The organism is Streptomyces sp. NPDC033165 (genome assembly GCF_055577965.1).
On the sequence record NZ_JBVIPK010000013.1, the window covers coordinates 39,428 to 56,194 of the forward strand.

At 72.0% G+C, this 16,767-nt stretch carries 15 protein-coding genes and 1 pseudogene; 5 read left to right on the top strand and 11 right to left on the bottom strand.

Features of this window, described 5'->3' with window-relative positions:
* Positions 1-473 precede the first annotated feature (473 nt).
* The 5 genes and pseudogenes from ACZ5WC_RS26075 to ACZ5WC_RS26095 all read right to left on the bottom strand — a co-directional run bounded on the left by ACZ5WC_RS26075 (position 474) and on the right by ACZ5WC_RS26095 (position 5,450).
* Positions 474-1,070 (bottom strand): hypothetical protein, encoded by a 597-nt coding sequence (locus tag ACZ5WC_RS26075; protein WP_468543077.1) that lies wholly within the window; start codon positions 1,068-1,070, stop codon positions 474-476.
* A complete protein-coding gene (locus ACZ5WC_RS26080; RefSeq protein WP_468543078.1) occupies positions 1,063-1,581 on the bottom strand; it encodes a SigE family RNA polymerase sigma factor in 519 nt (172 codons plus the stop codon). The genes ACZ5WC_RS26075 and ACZ5WC_RS26080 overlap by 8 nt, the downstream gene beginning before the upstream one ends.
* A gap of 214 nt (positions 1,582-1,795) precedes the next feature.
* Positions 1,796-2,929, bottom strand: a complete 1,134-nt coding sequence (locus ACZ5WC_RS26085) for a hypothetical protein (protein WP_468543079.1) — start codon at positions 2,927-2,929, stop codon at positions 1,796-1,798.
* Between the two features lie 206 nt (positions 2,930-3,135).
* Positions 3,136-3,351 (bottom strand): annotated as a pseudogene (locus ACZ5WC_RS26090) (cysteine hydrolase); the annotation flags it as partial.
* A gap of 236 nt (positions 3,352-3,587) precedes the next feature.
* Positions 3,588-5,450 carry a choice-of-anchor A family protein gene (locus tag ACZ5WC_RS26095; protein WP_468543080.1) on the bottom strand — a complete coding sequence of 621 codons (1,863 nt, stop codon included), beginning with the start codon at positions 5,448-5,450 and terminating at the stop codon, positions 3,588-3,590.
* A 306-nt stretch (positions 5,451-5,756) separates the two neighbouring features.
* Here ACZ5WC_RS26095 and ACZ5WC_RS26100 point away from each other — a divergent pair, with 306 nt between their 5' ends.
* Positions 5,757-6,731 (top strand): phosphatidylinositol-specific phospholipase C, encoded by a 975-nt coding sequence (locus ACZ5WC_RS26100; RefSeq protein ID WP_468543081.1) that lies wholly within the window; start codon positions 5,757-5,759, stop codon positions 6,729-6,731.
* A gap of 133 nt (positions 6,732-6,864) precedes the next feature.
* Here the strand turns inward: ACZ5WC_RS26100 and ACZ5WC_RS26105 are convergent, their stop codons facing one another.
* The 6 genes from ACZ5WC_RS26105 to ACZ5WC_RS26130 all read right to left on the bottom strand — a co-directional run bounded on the left by ACZ5WC_RS26105 (position 6,865) and on the right by ACZ5WC_RS26130 (position 13,053).
* Complete coding sequence (locus ACZ5WC_RS26105) at positions 6,865-7,479, bottom strand: hypothetical protein (protein ID WP_468543082.1); 615 nt, start codon at positions 7,477-7,479, stop codon at positions 6,865-6,867.
* A gap of 207 nt (positions 7,480-7,686) precedes the next feature.
* A complete protein-coding gene (locus ACZ5WC_RS26110) occupies positions 7,687-9,156 on the bottom strand; it encodes a HAMP domain-containing sensor histidine kinase (RefSeq protein WP_468543083.1) in 1,470 nt (489 codons plus the stop codon).
* Entirely contained in the window at positions 9,153-9,890 is a 738-nt protein-coding gene (locus tag ACZ5WC_RS26115) for a response regulator transcription factor (protein WP_468543084.1), read from the bottom strand. Before ACZ5WC_RS26115 ends, ACZ5WC_RS26110 begins: the two co-directional genes overlap by 4 nt.
* A 73-nt stretch (positions 9,891-9,963) precedes the next feature.
* A complete protein-coding gene (locus tag ACZ5WC_RS26120) occupies positions 9,964-11,013 on the bottom strand; it encodes a S1C family serine protease (protein ID WP_468543085.1) in 1,050 nt (349 codons plus the stop codon).
* 168 nt (positions 11,014-11,181) lie between these two features.
* Entirely contained in the window at positions 11,182-12,222 is a 1,041-nt protein-coding gene (locus ACZ5WC_RS26125; protein ID WP_468543086.1) for a LacI family DNA-binding transcriptional regulator, read from the bottom strand.
* 24 nt (positions 12,223-12,246) lie between these two features.
* Positions 12,247-13,053, bottom strand: coding sequence for a winged helix-turn-helix transcriptional regulator (locus ACZ5WC_RS26130; RefSeq protein WP_468543087.1), 807 nt, complete (start codon positions 13,051-13,053; stop codon positions 12,247-12,249).
* Between the two features lie 269 nt (positions 13,054-13,322).
* Here ACZ5WC_RS26130 and ACZ5WC_RS26135 point away from each other — a divergent pair, with 269 nt between their 5' ends.
* From ACZ5WC_RS26135 to ACZ5WC_RS26150, 4 genes are all read left to right on the top strand, one after another.
* On the top strand, positions 13,323-14,267 hold the full coding sequence (locus ACZ5WC_RS26135) for an alpha/beta hydrolase family protein (RefSeq protein WP_468543088.1): 945 nt from the start codon (positions 13,323-13,325) through the stop codon (positions 14,265-14,267).
* Positions 14,268-14,316: 49 nt separating this feature from the next.
* Entirely contained in the window at positions 14,317-14,571 is a 255-nt protein-coding gene (locus tag ACZ5WC_RS26140) for a MoaD/ThiS family protein (protein ID WP_096629892.1), read from the top strand.
* Positions 14,572-14,581: 10 nt separating this feature from the next.
* The gene (locus ACZ5WC_RS26145; RefSeq protein ID WP_468543089.1) at positions 14,582-15,835 is read left to right on the top strand and encodes a hypothetical protein; all 1,254 of its coding nucleotides are present in this window, start codon (positions 14,582-14,584) and stop codon (positions 15,833-15,835) included.
* 169 nt (positions 15,836-16,004) lie between these two features.
* Positions 16,005-16,694 carry an LmeA family phospholipid-binding protein gene (locus tag ACZ5WC_RS26150; RefSeq protein ID WP_468543090.1) on the top strand — a complete coding sequence of 230 codons (690 nt, stop codon included), beginning with the start codon at positions 16,005-16,007 and terminating at the stop codon, positions 16,692-16,694.
* The last annotated feature ends 73 nt before the right edge of the window (positions 16,695-16,767 follow it).

The window sequence follows — 16,767 nt, forward strand, 5'->3', positions numbered from 1 at the left end:
CACGGTCTCTACGCCCCACACCGCCCGCCGGGTTGCATCCGGCCGGAAGAAGTCGTCAACCGGGCCGAAGCAGGCGCTGATCCTGTGATTCCACGTTCGCCGATACGTCGGATCGCTCTGGCCCCTACCTGCTGCTAGCCGAGCAAGTGGCTGATGCCGCCTTGGCCGTCCGCTCCGTTCCACATCACAGCCCCCAACCAGAACGGGAACCAGAACACTTGTTCCGGCAGGAAGGGGGAGGCGATGAACCAGACGAGGGGCAGACCAGCGAGCGCCAGGCAGCAGCCACTCCTGTTGGAAGCGGATGACGGCGGTGTTGGATCTGTGGGCATCCCGCGAAGATAGGCAGCGCTTACAACTCGCGCATGAGTACCCGTACCTACGGCGTCAGCTGTGGCTGCTCCTGGGAGGTCCGCCGTGGCTTGCTGCCCACGAGGCGTCCACGACGGTGTTGCGGCGCGAGCGCCCGGACGTCACTCCACGGACAGCCAGTGCGCTTCCCGCAGCGACTGAACCCGGCCCTCACCGTCGTAATCGAGGGCGAACACCCACTGCGGCCCGGCCCGCAGCCGGTCCACGACATCCTCCAGCCGCAGGTCTCCCGGCTTTCCCCCGGACAGGTGCTCCACCTCGACCGGGGTCACCGCCGGCAGGGTCAGGCTGTGCACCACACCGGTGGGGACGCCCGTCCCCTTCTCGTCACGGAGCTGCTGGACGGTGACCCGGACCCTGCCGCCGTCGAGCGCCACCGCGTCGTAGACGTAGCCGAGTTCGCTGGCGTACTCCTCCCCCGGCGCCGGCGTCGGGGGAACGAAGAGGGCAGCGCTCGCGGACGGGTTCGGATCTGCGGCGGTCGGCGCCCGATCCGGCCCCGGGCGGACCAGCGACAGACCCCCCACGACCACAGCAGCGGCCAGCAGCACACCGCCCGAGGCCCGAGCCGCCCGCTTGCGCCGCCGACGCCGGTCCCCGCGCGCCCGGATCTGCTCGGCGGCCAGCGGCACGGCGGCCTGCCGGCCCCCGGTGGCAAGGTCGGCGAGCCGCTCGTCCAAGCTGGTCTCTTCAGCCACGCTCCACCTCCGAGACCCGGCCCGCGCGCGGATCCAGCTCAGTATCGGCCAGAATCTTCGCCAGCGCAGCCCGCCCCCGGCTCAGCTGCGCCTTGACCGTACCGACGGGGGAGCCGGTCTCCTCGGCGACCTGCTTCACTTCGAGATCGCACAGGTGGTGGAGCACGATGACCCGTCGCTGCGCCGGGGGGATCTGCTTCAACGCCGCTACCAGCAGCACGTGGTGGTCGTCCGGCGGCGGAACGTCTGGGGGCGGCCCCTGCCGCTTCGCGAAGGTGAGGGAGGTACGCACCCGCCGCCACCGGCTGACCGCCAGCCGGTAGGCCACGGTACGCACCCACGCCTCGGGCGCCCCGTCCTTGTCCAGCGCGGTCCGGCGCTCCCAGGCCCGCACGAAGGCTTCCTGGACGACGTCCTGCGCCTCGGCGCGGTCGCCGACCATGGCGTACAGCTGGCCGATGAGCCGCCCCACGCTCCCGGCGTAAAAGGCGTCGAACGCCTGCTCGTCCATCCCCACCTGGTCTTTGGAAGCCGCACGCATGCTCAGTTGTGCGAACACTGCCACCCGGCACACATGCGACGCAAGGCTCGGGTGTGAAGGATGCGCGGATCAGACGTGGCGCGGTCGGCGTCCACCACCGTGGCGTCCTCGATACGGAGACGCCTCCTCCTCCCGGACCGCACGGCTGCTCCGGCGGGAGGAGGCAACGCTCATGCGCCACGCGCTACTTCTTGACCGGGCACATCCCACCCGCCGACATGCCGTACGTCGGCGCGGACTTCGCAACCGCCCGGCGGGTGCCGAGCTGGTTGAGGATCTCGTCGGCGAGCAGGTCCTCCCTGCCCTTGAGGGCGTCCGCGACTTTCGTGTCCTTGGGGGACACCATCTCCGCCGCCACGTTGTCCTGCACGATCCGGGCGAGGTTGTCCAGGGCGGTGAACACCGGGTCGGCCGGGCTTTCCAGGCCGGGCAGGTCGATCAGGTGGGTGGCGACCTTCGCCGGGTTCATGCAGTCCTTGATGATGATCGTGTTCTGGTTCAGCACGCTCGTCGTCCACTGCGAGATCACCACGCAGTAGAGGTTGGCCCAGCCCGCCTCTCCGACCTTCGTACGCCACGCCTTCATCCGGTCCCGCACGCCCTTGATCTGGGCCTGCGCCGCGTGCGCCACGTTGGTGCGGATGTCGGAGTCGACGCTGCCGGAGAAGTCCTGGAAGGACTTCATGTCGAACGACCGCGTCGTCACCGAGGTGTCGATGAACCGGAGCGCGGCGTCCAGGATGTTGCCGCACGAGGTCGTCAGCGCGGCCGGGAGCCCGGCGTCGGGGAGGTTCTGGCGAGCAGTGGTGAGGGTGGCTGCGTAGGCCTGGAGCGGGGGGATCCAGGCGGTCGACGAGTCGTCGTTGAACGCCACCATCAGCAGATCGTGCGGGTCGATCCGGTCGGCGTTCGGGAGGTTGGGGATGTGGTCCGCCAGGTACGAGGCGATCACCGAGAAGACGCCGAGCGGTACGTGGGCGATGGACTTCGCCAGCTCGAACGTCTCCGACACGGGGCTGGCGCTCTCCTGGCCGTTCTCCGTCACGAGCGTGAACCGGCCGCCCTTGGCGTCGTTCTGTACGACGACCACGGGGGAGAGGCGCTTGATCAGTTCTGCCTTGAGCGCCGCGTAGTTGGTGCGCATTCCGGCGTTGACGGCGAGGAGGGAGTCCTTCGCCTGCTGCGGCGAGACCCGCACCGCGCTCGCCGGGCCGTCGGCGGCGGCCGCCGCCGCTGTCTGCGGGGTCGCCGCGTAGCCCAGGAGGGCCGCGGTGCCGATTCCGGAAGCGCCGGTCATGAAGCCTCTGCGGGTAGCCATCTTCGTGATCTCCGTTGCGGATAGTCGTGCGATCTCTGGCGGAATAGGGGGAACGTGCTCATAGGGTTCACTTCCGATGGAGGGAATGGGGGAATGTGGGGCATCCGGGCGTGGGGCGCGGGGGTTTGCTGTACGGGCGTGGCGCAGGGCGCGCCCGAGCGTGCGCGCCCTGCGGTACCCGTCCTGCCGTCACCCGTCCTGCGGAGCTACTTCAGCGACTTCTGCGCCGGGACCACCACTCCGTACAGGTCCTGGACCGTGGCGAGCGCCGACTCGTGCAGCTGCTCGGCCGGGATGCCGTTCGGGTTGCCCTTCAGCGGCAGCGGGCGGGTCGCCGAGGCGTCGGCCACCACTGTCGGGTTGTTGCCGTTGATGAACGCGCCCTGCGTGGTGAACAGCGTGCACATGTTGGTCATGAGGCCAGTGGTGCCGCAGAGGGCAACGGGCCCGATGCCGAGGGATCTTGGCGAGGGCGTCGCGGGTGAGGGTGCCCAGATCCGGTTGCGGGTGATGGGCGATGCCGAGTTCGCCGCGAAGTCTGTCCGTGGCGCGGACGCTTCGCAGCGACCGGTGCCACCTGGGGGGTGACACCGGTCGCGGGTACGCGTACATGTCCGGGTCGCCGGACTCGAAGCCGGGACTGCGGGACCTGCGGCGGTCAGGCGGGCCCGGCGTGCCCCTTACGGCCGGGATGCGAACCGTACGCGTCGTCTCCGTAGCCGTAGCCGTAGCCCGTGTCCTTACAGGGCTTGCCGTCGCGGCTGTTGGCGAGCCGCGCGATCACGACCTCCTGGTCGGCGCTGACCACGTATGGTCCCGCGACCGGGTCGCCGGGCAGGACGTAGCCATCCGGTACGCCGGTCTCGCGCAGGTAGTACGTGCCGTGGTCCAGGTCGCCGAAGGAGCACAGGCCCGCGCCGTTCGTGGTGCAGGCGGTCCCGACACGGGTGTCGGGGTCGCTGCCGTCTGTCTGGAGATTTTCGCGCCCGTTGGTCTCTTCCCAGAGCTCGAACGTCGCGCCCGGCAGCGGCCGACCGCTGTCGGCATCGGTCTTGAGCAGCTTGACGGTGCCGGTGCCCGGCGGAATCGGCGTTCGGGTGTTGGCGGCGGTGACCGAGACGCCGGCGCTCGCGTTCTCCTCGGTCAGTACGAGGGGCCCGAAGACGGCGGGGTCGGGCAGGTCGTATCCGTCCGGGGCCTCCGTTTCCTGCCAGTAGTACGTCCCTGTCTCCACCGTCCGGGAACACGTACCGTCGTCACCTGTGACGCACACTTCTCCCACTGTGGTGTCAGGAGTGGCGCCGCCGGTCTGGAGACCGGGGGTCCCGTTGGTCTCCTCCCAGAGCTGGAACGTCGCGCCCGGCAGTGCCGCGTCGGTCTCGGAGTCCGTCTTCAGTACCTCCACCGCACCGGTGACGGGCTGCGGGGTCGTGCAGTCGGGCAGGTCGCCGTTGAAGGGGTAGGCGTGGAACTCCTGGCCGCCGCCGCCCGTGGCGGCGCTGGTGTGGGTGAGCGATCCGGTGGTGAAGAAGCGTCCGTTGATGCCCGGCAGGGTGACCGTGGTGGCCGAGCTCTGCTCCCCGACGAGGAAGCTGCCCTGGAACTGTCCGGTTCCGGTGAGGTTCACCGTGGTGGCGTCGGGGATGTTCCACAGGAGACGCTCGCGGTAGGCGTTGAGCGGATCGGTGGCGTCGTCGATCCCGCCACTGTAGGTGTTGAGCGTACGGTTCGCGCCCACGATGTTGACGAGAATCGTCGCGTCGTCGGGAATGCCGGCGAAGACGATGCCCTGCTGGGCACCCGAGGGCCCCGTCAGGTCGAAGTCGACGTTGAAGACTTGGAGCGCTGAGGTCCCGTCACCGGTGAACAGCGTCTGGGTGCCCTGGTTGACGGCCGTCCCCGTGGGCGTCCTCGGGGAGCCGTCGACGCGCGCGTAGCAGCGGCTCGCGGTGGTGAGCTCGTCCCTGAGAGCGGTATAGGGGGCGACGGCCGCGTCGTCCTGGGTGAGGGTGGCCTCGACCGTGCCGGTCAGCGAGCCGGCGTACCGTACGACGCCGGCCTCGGCCAGCACCCGCTGGCCGGTCGCCACGGTGATATCGCCACCGGTGGTCAGCCAGTCCGCTCCGACGGGCGGCGCAACACGCGATCCGACGCCCGCCTCTCCGACGTTGTAGGCCTGACTCGCCTGGGCGTCCTTGTTCATGTCGAAGTCGTCCAGGACGACGACGCGCCCCTCGGCCTCCGCCGCAGCGCCGCGGACGAGGAAGTCGTCACCCACGAACATGTTGATCGCGTTGTCCCGGCCCGCGATGGGGCCGTTGTTGATGCCCGGGAACGGGTCGGGGCAGTCTCCGGGAACACAGGGCCCGAGCCCGCCGGGCAGGGGCGCGGCCGATGCCGGAACGGCACCGGGGCCGAGCACAAGGAGGGGGACGGCCGCGAGGGCCGTCACGTAGGCGAGTCCGGCGGAGCCGATACGCCTACGAGGACGCCCATGGCGCCGCGGGGAAGGATGTCTCATGGCGTGAGTCTCGGCTCGGGAAGCACGGAGCGCCCACCCCTGGCGCCCGGCGCTGATCCGGCCGAGGAACAGGGTCACCGCCACGTGTGAGAGAGCGCCGCCGGATGGCTCAGCCGCCGGGCCCTCCGCCGTCGCGGCGGTCGGCGACGTGCTGTCGCCGACGGGCCGCAGCCCGCGCCGATGCCGCTCCCGGGGGACGGCCGAGGTGCGCGAGCACGTCGAGTCGTACGCGTCGGCCGACCGCCGGGGGGGCGAAGCCGGGTTCGGCGGCGTCGAACCCATGGCGCCGCCCACCCCCTTCCGGTCATGACGTGTACCCGTCACAATCCAAAGGCCTTTCCCCACGGCCCTTGGAGGCGCCCCGTGTCCACCCCTGCGCCCGCACCCCTGAGTACCCGCAGAGGATTCCTGGCCGGCGCGCTCGCGGTCTCCGCCACCGCGATCCTCGGCGCCGCACCGGCCGTCGCCGCCTCGCGCGAGGCGGCCCGGACCGTACGCGGGACGCATGACTGGATGGGCGGCCTGCCCGACGGCACCGCGCTCCAGCGGCTGACGATCCCGGGGACGCACGACTCGGGGGCCCGGTTCGGCGGGCCCTGGTCGGAGTGTCAGAACACCACGATCGCCCACCAGTTGGAGAGCGGCATCCGCTTCCTGGACGTACGCTGCCGCCTCATCGACGGCTCGTTCGCGATCCACCACGGGGCCGCGTTCCAGAACATGATGTTCGGCGATGTCCTCGTCGCCTGTTGGAAGTTCCTCGCCGCACGGCCGAGCGAGACGGTGCTGATGAGGGTCAAGCAGGAGTACTCCTCCGAGGGTGACGCCGCGTTCCGGGCGGTCTTCGACGACTACCTGGACGCGAGAGGCTGGCGGCCCCTGTTCCGCCTCGACCCCGCGCTTCCCGACCTCGGCGGGGCCCGCGGCAAGGTCGTGCTGCTGGCGGACAACGGGGGTCTGCCCGGGGTGCGTTACGGCGACCCTGCCGTCTTCGACATCCAGGACGACTACATGGCCGAGCCGTTCGCCAAGTACCCCAAGATCGAAGCCCAGTTCCGCAGGGCGGCCCAGCAGCCGGGCAGGTTCTTCATGAACTACGTCTCCACCGCCGCCCTGATGCCGCCCCGCTGGAACGCGGACCGGCTCAACCCCCAGGTCCACTCCTTCCTGGAGCGCTCCGAGACCGCCGGGTGGACGGGGCTGGGCATCGTCCCGATGGACTACCCGAACCAGCGGCCCGGTCTGGTCGAGTCGCTGATCCGGCACAACCCGGCGGCGTGAGGGGCACGCGCCGCCGCTGAGGCGCCCGCCCCGGTCCGCCGCCGGACCGGGGCGAGGAGGCTCGGGCCTGCGGCGCCGGCGGTTGTGCGCTCGCGCGGCCGGGCCCGCGCAACGGCGGGCCCGTCCGGACCGGCTATCGGGCTGCGGGCCGAGCGGCAGCCGATGCGTCGTTCGCCCGGCGGCGTCGGTAGTACGCGACGGTGAGGATCGCCAGGAGCGGGCCCCAGGCGAGGACCGGGGCGTACGTCGTCCACAGTGCCCAGGCGGCAGGACCGCTGGTAGGGAGACCGGTGCCGTCGTCGTTCAGCGGCTCCATGAAGCCGAAGACCTGGTTCAGCGTGCCGTACGCGCAGAGCATCATGATCAGCGCCGCCCCGAGTGCGGCCGGAATGACCACCGCCCGTATCGGTATCCGTCTGCCGCGCAGCCCCGGCACCCAACGCGGGACGACTTCGCCCCACGGCCGCACCAGCCCGAGGGCGAGCAGCGCGAGTCCTTCGGAGACCACGGACAGCCCGATCACGTACGGGCGTTCCCACACCGCCCATTGGTAGTCGGAGTCGTATCCGGCCAGGCCCAGCACCAGAGCGACACGCCACAACCCGGACGGCAGGACACACAGGGGGATGGCATGGGCCATCCGGACCGCCCAGCGGGGGACGGGCTCGACGGGTTCGCCGGCGGCCGGCGCGTGGACCGACGTCTCGGCTGCCGGTGCTGCTGCTGTGGCCTTGGCCTGCGTGGTCACGTGTGCCCTCCTCGACGGGATCCGATGGTGTCGATCATCGTGTGAAGGGGGGCTGTTCGGCATCCGTCGCCGGGGCGACCCGAGCTCGCCCGTGCGGCGGGCGCAGGGCGACCACGGGATGACGCCGTCGGCGCCGACGCGAGCGGATCTCCTCCAGCGCCCGGTTCCGCCGCCGCCGAGACGCCCGCCCGATCCGCTCGTGCGGCCTCACATCTCCGGGGGCGGGGTCGGCGCCCCCGGCAGCCCGATCGTGGCGACCGTGCCGGGGCCGTCGTCGGGGGCCGGGCGCAGCGTGATCCGGCCGCCCGCCTGGTGCACCGTACGGGCGACGATAGACAGGCCCAGGCCCGAGCCGGGGAGCTGGCGGGCGGAGGGGGAGCGCCAGAAGCGTTCGAAGACGTGGGGGAGTTCCTCGGCGGGGATGCCGGGGCCGCGGTCCCGGACGGTCAGTTCGCCCCGGTGCAGCCGTACGTCGATCGTGCCGCGCGGCGGGCTGAACTTCACCGCGTTGTCCAGGACGTTGACGATCGCCCGCTCCAGGGCGGCCGGTTCGGCCCGTACGTACCAGGGGGCCAGGTCCTCCGTGATCGTCAGCTCCGGGCCCCGCAGCCTGGCGCGGCGCAGGGCGGTGCGGGTGACCTCGTGCAGGGCCACCACCTGGAGCGGGCCCGGTTCGGCGGCGTCCGGGCGGGCCAGTTCCTGAAGGTCGCCGATCAGTGCCGCCAGCTCCGTCATCTGGGCCTTCACCGAGGCCATCAACGCCTTCCGGTCCTCCGGCGGGATCACCCGGCCCGTCTCGTCGCTGCGCGCCAGCAGCTCCACGTTCGTCCGCAGCGAGGTCAGCGGGGTGCGCAGTTCGTGGCCCGCGTCCGCGATCAGCTGGGCCTGGCGGTCGCGGGAGGAGGCGAGCTGGGCGGCCATGGAGTTGAAGGAGTTCGAGAGGCGGGCGATCTCGTCCTCCCCGTCGACCGGGATACGTACGGTCAGGTCCTCCGTGCGCGCCACGTGCTCGACGGCCTCCGTGAGTTCGTCCACGGGGCGCAGGCCCGCCCTGGCCACCCACAGGCCCGCCGCGCCTGCGCCGACGACGCCGATGCCGCCGACGAGGGCCAGCACCCAGGCGAGCGTGGACAGCGGTGCGTCGATCTCGCTGAGCGGGCGGGCCACGGAGACCGCGAGCTGGTTGGTGGCCTGGCCGGAGCCGACCACCGGGGTCAGCTTGCGGGTGTAGACCCGCATGTCCTGTCCGGCGTCGTTCTCCGTCGTGTGCAGGGCGTCGCTCCGCTCCCCCGCCGCCACGGCCACGTCACTCGGCTGGGCGGGTACGGGGGTGGTGTTCGGAGCCGTGCAGTAGCTCCCGTTCGCCGCGACGATCTGCACGGTGTACTGGCCGGGGAACTCCTGGGCGGGCAACTGCCCGCCGCTCAGGCACGAGCTCAGCAGATCGCGCATCGGCGCGTTGTCCATCTTCGCGTCGCGCAGCGAGTCGTCGAGCTGGTCCTCCAGCTGGGCGCGGGTCACGAACCAGCACGCCACCGCCACCGCAGCCACCGCCACCGCCACCGCCGTGGCGACCAGGATCGCGAGCCGGGAGCGCAGCGGCAGCGCCCGGAAGCGGCGTACGAACCGGTTCACGGCGGGCCCGGCCCGGCCCGCGGGGGGTTGCGCCGTGCTCACGCCTCGCCGCTCCCGCCCGTGCGCAGCGCGTAGCCCACCCCGCGCACGGTGTGGACGAGGCGCGGTTCGCCGGCCGCCTCCGTCTTGCGGCGCAGGTACATCACGTACACGTCCAGGGAGTTGGAGCTCGGCTCGAAGTCGAAGCCCCAGACCGACTTGAGGATCTGCTCCCGGGTCAGCACCTGGCGCGGGTGGGACAGGAACATCTCCAGCAGCGTGAACTCGGTGCGCGTCAGCTCGACCCGGCGACCGCCCCGGGTGACCTCGCGGGTGGACAGGTCCATGCGCAGGTCGGCGAAGGAGAGCACGTCGTCGTCCGGGGTGTCCGCGCCCGCCGCCGTCGACGCGTAGGAGCTGCGGCGCAGCAGGGCCCGGATGCGGGCGAGCAGCTCGTCCAGCTCGAACGGCTTGACCAGGTAGTCGTCCGCCCCCGCGTCGAGGCCGGTGACCCGGTCCCCGACGGTGTCGCGGGCGGTGAGCATGAGGATGGGCGTGGTGGAGCCGGTGGCCCGGATGCGGCGGGCGGCGGTGAGGCCGTCCATCCGGGGCATCTGGATGTCCAGGACGATGAGGTCGGGGGCGTACGCCTCGGCCGTCGCCAGGGCGTCGTACCCGTCGACCGCGACCCGGGTGCCGTATCCCTCGAAGGCGAGGCTGCGTTGCAGGGCCTCGCGTACGGCCGGTTCGTCGTCGACGATCAGGATGCGCTGGGGATCGTCTTCGGCGGGGCTCATCGCTGCGTGTCCTCTTCTCGTGTCCGGCCGACGGGGCGCCCTCAGCCTTGCACGGCCGGGTCGCTGTACGGGATCAGGAGGCGTCTCCCGCGCGCAGGGTGTCCAGGTCCGCCTTCAGCGTGTTCACCGGGATCGCGAAGCCGAGGCCCACGCTGCCCGCCGCTGAACCACTGCCCGCCGCCGACGAACTGGGCGAGTACATCGCGGAGTTGATGCCGATGATCTCCCCGTCCATGTTGATCAGCGCCCCGCCGGAGTTGCCGGGGTTGAGGGAGGCGTCGGTCTGGAGCGCCTTGTACGTGGTCGTCTGCTCGCCCGTGTCGCCGTTGAACTGCTGGCCGCCGAACTCGAACGGCCAGGGGACGCTTCCGCCGCGCTGGCCCTGGCCCTGGCGTGAGCCCTGCCCGGAGTCGTCCTTCGCCACCGTGACGTCCCGGTCCAGCGCGGAGATGATTCCGCTGGTGACCGTGCCGGTCAGGCCCTCCGGCGAGCCGATCGCCACGACCTCGTCACCGACCTTGACCTGGGAGGAGTCCCCGAGCGTGGCCGTCTTCAGCCCGCTCGCGCCCCGGAGCTTGATCAGCGCCAGGTCCTTGTCGGGGTCGGTGCCCACGACATCGGCGGTGTAGGTCTTCCCGGTGGAGAGGGTGACCTGGATCTGCTGCGCACCCGAGATCACGTGGTTGTTGGTGACGATCTCACCGTCCTCGGTGATCACCACTCCGGACCCGGTGGACCTGCCCGCCGACGAGGACGCGCCGATCTCCACGATGGCGGGCGAGACCGCCTCCGCGACGCCCGCGACGGTGCCCTTGCTGCTCTGCGAGACCGTGGTGCCGTTGACCGCCCCGCCGGAGCCGGTGGTACGCGCCCCGCCGTCGGTGAGCTGCCCGACCAGCGTCGCGGTGCCGCCGCCGATCACGGCGGCGGCGAGCGCCACCGCCGTCAGCAGGGCCACCGGCCGCTTCGCCCGGCGCCTGCTGGCGGGCGCGTACGGGGGCGGCGGCGGGTAGCCGCCCGTGCCGCCGGCGTGCGTGGTGCCGTACGCCGTGCCGTCGTACGAGTACGAGGTGGGGGCCTGGTCCGTCGTGTACGCGCCGCTCGGGCGGGGGTTCTCCGTCATGTGCACCAGGCTGGCGAGCGAACATGAGAGGGGTCTGAGTACGTCCTGAGAAGCCCGGCAGAACCGCGTATGCCCGATGTAAAGACCTTCAGGGGCCGTACGAGGAGAGGGCGCGGTGGCGGATGAGGCGGATGAGGCTGACCAGGAGGATCGGGCGGATCGGGCGGATCAGGCGGAGAGCGGGGGTTCCCCGCAGCCGCACGAGCGCCGGACCACCAGCGCCGAGGGGAACTGCTTCAGCCGCTCCCGGCGCGAACCGGATACCCGCAGCGCGTCATCCAGCACCAGGTCCACCGCCGCCCGCGCCATCGCCGGGCGGTCGGAGTGGACCGTGGTCAGCGGCGGATCGGTGAGACCGGCTTCCTTCACGTCGTCGAAGCCCGCCACCGCCAGCTCCCGGGGCACGTCGATGCGCAGCTCCCGGGCGGCCCGCAGCACGCCGAAGGCCTGGTCGTCCGTGGCGCAGAAGATCGCCGGGGGCCTGTCCGGGCCCGACAGCAGGCCGAGGGCCACCTGATAGGCGTCGTAACGGTTGTACGGCGCCTGGAAGAGCCGGCCCTCCGTGGAGCGGCCCGACTCGTGCATCGCCCGGCGCCAGCCCTCGACGTGGTCGGCCACCGGGTCGCCGACCACCGGGGTCGACTCCATACCGCCGAGGCAGGCCACGTACGCGTTGCCGTGCTCCAGCAGGTGGCGGGTGGCGAGCTGGGCGCCGCCCACGTCGTCCGTGACGACCGCGACGTCGTCGATCGCCTCGGGGCGCTCGTGCAGCAGGACGACCCGGGCGTCCCAGGCCTCGATCTCGGCCGCCGCCCGCTCGCTGGGGCCCTGGCTGACCAGGATCAGCCCGGAGACGCGCATCCCGAGGAAGGCCCGCAGATAGTGGACCTCGCGCTCGTCGCGGTAGTCGGAGTTGCCGACGAGCACCATCTTCCCGCGTTCGGCGGCGGCCTGTTCGACCGCGTGCGCCATCTCCGCGAAGAACGGCTGCCGGGCGTCCGGCACGATCATGCCTATGAGGTCCGTGCGCCGCGAGGCCATGGCCTGGGCGACCCGGTCGGGCCGGTAGCCCAGCTCCTTGATCGCGGCGAGTACCCGCTCGCGCGTGGCCGGGGCGACCGGCCGGGGTCCGTTGTTGATGACGTAGCTGACGACCGCGGTCGACGTCCCCGCCAGTCTCGCCACATCGTCCCGCGTCACCTTGGCCACGCGCGGCAGTCTACGCGGATGGAACTACCTCTTGGCAGCCTCTACCGGGGCTTCTTCCGTCACCTCGGCCGCCGCCGACTGCTCCGAACGGGCGACGGCTTCGCCGGACGGCTGCTCGGCCGCCGCCCGGCCCTTCGGCTCCTCCGCGGCCCGCTCGATCTTCTCCGGCGCGACGAAGCGGTAGCCGACGTTGCGCACGGTGCCGATCAGCGACTCGTGCTCGGGGCCGAGCTTGGCGCGCAGCCGCCGGACGTGGACGTCGACCGTCCGCGTACCGCCGAAGTAGTCGTAGCCCCAGACCTCCTGGAGGAGCTGGGCGCGGGTGAACACCCGGCCCGGATGCTGGGCGAGGTATTTCAGCAGTTCGAATTCCTTGAACGTCAGGTCGAGGACCCGGCCCTTGAGTTTCGCGCTGTACGTCGCCTCGTCGACGGAGAGATCACCGTTGCGGATCTCCATCGGGGAGTCGTCGGAGGTGATCTGCTGCCGGCCGGTCGCCAGCCGCAGCCGCGCCTCGACCTCGGCGGGACCCGCCGTGTCCAGCAGGACGTCGTCGATGCCCCAGTCGGCGGTGACGGCCGCGAGGCCGCCCTCGGTGACGACGAGGATCAGCGGACAGCCGGGCCCGGTGGACCGCAGCAGCTGACAGAGCGAGCGGACCTGCGGCAGGTCGCGGCGCCCGTCGATCAGGATCACGTCGGCACCCGGGGTGTCCACCAGGGCCGGGCCCTCGGCGGGGGCCACCCGCACGCTGTGGAGCAGGAGGCCGAGGGCGGGGAGCACCTCCGTCGACGGCTGGAGTGCGTTCGTCAGAAGCAGCAGTGAACTCATCGCCGCCCACCTGCCCGGTTCGGTCGATCGTGTTGCACGGTTCGCTCGCCCATTACGTCGGTCCTCCTCGTTCCCTGCGAGAGGGGCACTCCCGGGTCGGACCCGGGGGAGTATGCGGCACTGCTTCGTACGTCATACAGGTTTTACGGTGCGGTCCCGCGCCCTGGGACCGCTGAGCTTGTCGAAACGTCTCCGTAACAACGCCCGGAAAGCACAAAAGGACCCGGGGGCTGCATTGCCCGGATCCTCTTCGCAGCAGAATAGCCCACATGAGTTCAGTGTCCGAGGGTCGATTCCTGAGTTCTTCTGTTCCCTTGCTCACGCGGGTCCCACGATTCGCCACATTGCTGACCGATGACGGCGTACCGGTCGAGGCGGTGTACGAACCGTGTACGGCGGGTTCCGGGGCGCCGGCGGACACGGCCGCCGAGAGCCTCGCGATCGTGGTGGCACACGGCTTCACCGGCTCGGCCGACCGCCCGGCCGTCCGCCGGGCCGCGCGGGCGTTCGCCCAGCGTGCGGCCGTGATCACGTTCTCGTTCCGGGGACACGGACGGTCCGGTGGACGCTCCACGGTGGGCGACCGCGAGGTGCTGGACCTGGCCGCCGCGGTGGCCTGGGCGCGCGAGCTGGGGCACGCGCGGGTGGTTACGGTCGGGTTCTCGATGGGCGGCTCGGTGGTGCTGCGGCACGGCGCTCTGTATACGGATACGGACACAGGTACGAGGGCGGGTACGGCGGATTCCGGGGCGGGGGATGCCTCCGTTCGCGTAGTGGCGCGCGAGGGGCATGGGGGGCGCACGGGGGCGCATTCGGATGCCGTGGTCTCCGTCAGCGCTCCCGCCCGTTGGTACTACCGGGGTACGGCTCCGATGCGCCGCCTGCACTGGGTGGTCACCCGCCCCTCGGGCCGGCTCGTCGGCCGCTACGGACTCCGCACCCGCATCGCCACCGAGGAGTGGAACCCCGTCCCGCTCTCTCCCGTGCAGTCCGTTCCGCTCATCGCCCCGGCCCCGCTGCTCCTCGTGCACGGCGACCGGGACCCGTACTTCCCGCTGGACCACCCGAGGATGCTGGCGGACGCGGCGGGGGCGGGCGGTGCGGAACTGTGGCTGGAGCGGGGGATGGGGCACGCGGAGAACGCGGCGGACGACGCCCTCCTCACCCGCATCGCCGACTGGGCGGTCGCGGCGTGCCCCATCATGGACAACTGACGCACAGGACGCACACCACGTCCGACGACCGAACCGAAGGAGTGGCGCCATGGCAGCGGGGACGATCCGCTACTGGGCTGCGGCGAAGGCCGCCGCGGGCACCGCGGAGGAACCGTACGCGGCTGCGACCCTCGCCGAGGCGCTCGACGCGGTGCGCGAGCGGCACCCGGGCGAGCTGAGCCGGGTGCTCCAGCGGTGCTCCTTCCTCATCGACGGGCACCCCGTCGGGACCCGCGGGCATGAGACCGTACGCCTTGCCGAGGGCGGCACGGTCGAGGTGCTCCCGCCGTTCGCAGGAGGGTGAACCGCAGGCCATGAGCAGCAGCGATCAGCAGTACCCGTACCCGTACGACCCGCAGCAGCAGCCGTACTGGCCCGACGGGGCGGCCGGGCAGCCCGCGGCCCCCCAGACACCGGACACCTTCGACCAGGGTGCGACGCAGACCTGGCAGGCGCCGACCTGGGACACGCAGTACCAGCCGACGATCCGACCGGACGGGCAGCCGCAGGCACAGCCGGGCGTGTACGGGGCACAGCAGCCCGACCCGTACGGCACACCGCGGCCGCAGCAGCCGTACCCGCAAGAGCCGCAGCAGCCGTATCAGCAGCAGGCGTACCCGCAGGCCGCGGCCGACACCGCCTATCTGCCGTCTCAGGCGGCCTCGGGCTCCCTTCCGCTGCCGCCCGAGGTCCCGGCCGCGCCCGCACCCGCCGCACCGCCGTCGTCCGCGCCCGATCCCGAGCCCGCGACCGCGCGGCCGGTGGCCGACGGCTCCGGGTACAGCGCCCCCACCACCCTCGGCAACGCCCGGATCACCGACGCCCAGCGGGCCCGCGCCGAGGGGCGCTCGCCGATCATCCCGCCCGGGATGCAGCCCGCGGCGCTCACCGCCGTCCTCGGCCTGCTCCTCGCCGGGGGCGCGGCCATCGGGTCGTACGCGCTGCTCGTCCCGGTCGTGCTGCTCCAGGCGGTGACCGCTGCCGGTTGGTTCCGGCTCAACGGCATGTGGCCCGCCCGCCAGGGCATCGCGCTCGCCTTCGCCGGCGGGCTCGTCGCCGATGTCGCCCTGCTCGCGGCGGGCCGGGAGCACGGTCCCGCCGCGCTGCTGGGCACCCTGGGCGTCTGGGTGCTGCTCACCGTGGTCCTCCAGCTCCGCAGCCACGCGGGAGCCGACGAGCGGATGTACGGCCTGATGGCCACCGTCGTCTCGGCCGCCCTCGCGGTCCTCGCGGGGGGACACCTCGCGGCGGTCCCGGACGCGGTGACGGTCGGAGGGGTGGCGGTCGCGGCCGCTGTGCTCGCCCGGGCGCTGCCGCTGCCCGGCACGGTCTCCGTCGCGGTGGCCCTGCTCGCGGGTGCGGGCGCGGGGGTCGCGGTGGGCGGATGGACGGACTTCGGCGCGAAGGGGGCCCTGCTGGGCCTCGCGGCGGGCGGCTGCGCGCTGATCGGGCTGCGGGTGGCGAGCTACGACTACCCGTCGCGGTTCGTGCACATGACGGCCGGGGTGGCGCTGCCGCTCACCGTGGCGGCCCCGGCGGTCTATCTGATCGGCCGAGCCATCGTCTGACGGCCACCACGCCCACCGGCACGCTCGTCCGCGGCGGCCCCCGATCGGTTCCCCGGGAACCGATCGGGGGCCGCCGCTCGTCGATCATCCAGGGCGTCCATTCCCGCGGCAGCAGGCTCACGGGCGGCGCCGGGGGGACCGATCGGCTCAGGGTGGGGGAACGACACACATGCGCGCACTGCGAATACTGCTGGTCCTGGTGGTGGTGCTGGGCGGCCTCTTCATCGCCGTCGACCGTGTGGCGGTCCACTTCGCCGAGTCCGAGGCCGAGGACCGGGTCACGATCAGCGGCGGCAGCGCGGGCTCCACGGACATCTCGATCAAGGGATTTCCCTTCCTCACGCAGCTCGCGGGCTCACAGCTCGACCGGGTCGACGTGAGTCTCACCGGGATGAACACCAGCGCCGCGGGCCGCACGACGCGGGTCAGCGAGGTGCGGGCGCAGCTGTACGACGTGAAGCTCGGCTCCGGCTACCGCAGCGCCACGGCTGCGCGCGCCACCGGCACCGCACTCGTCACCTACGAGGACCTGACGGCGGCGGCCAGCGACGGCGTCGTCGTCGAGTACGGCGGCAACGGCAAGGCGAAGGTGACCGGCACCGTCGAGATCCTCGGCCGCCCGATCTCGCGCAGCGTGCTTTCGACCGTGACCCGCGTCGACGGCCACACGATCAAGGTGCGCGCGGATCAGGTGCCTGGCGAGGGACTGCCCGGCGTCGAGGAACTGGTCCGCAAGAAGACCGACTTCGAGGGTGATATCGACGGCCTGCCGAAGGGCCTGGAGCTGCGCAAGATCGAGGTGACCGAGAAGGGCCTGGAGATCCAGGTGACCGGCTCGGACGTCTCCCTGACGGGCTGAGCGCCGGACAGGGGCCGGATGGGGACCCGACAGGTGCCGGACGGGGCCGGACACCGGGGAGAGCCCGGCCGGG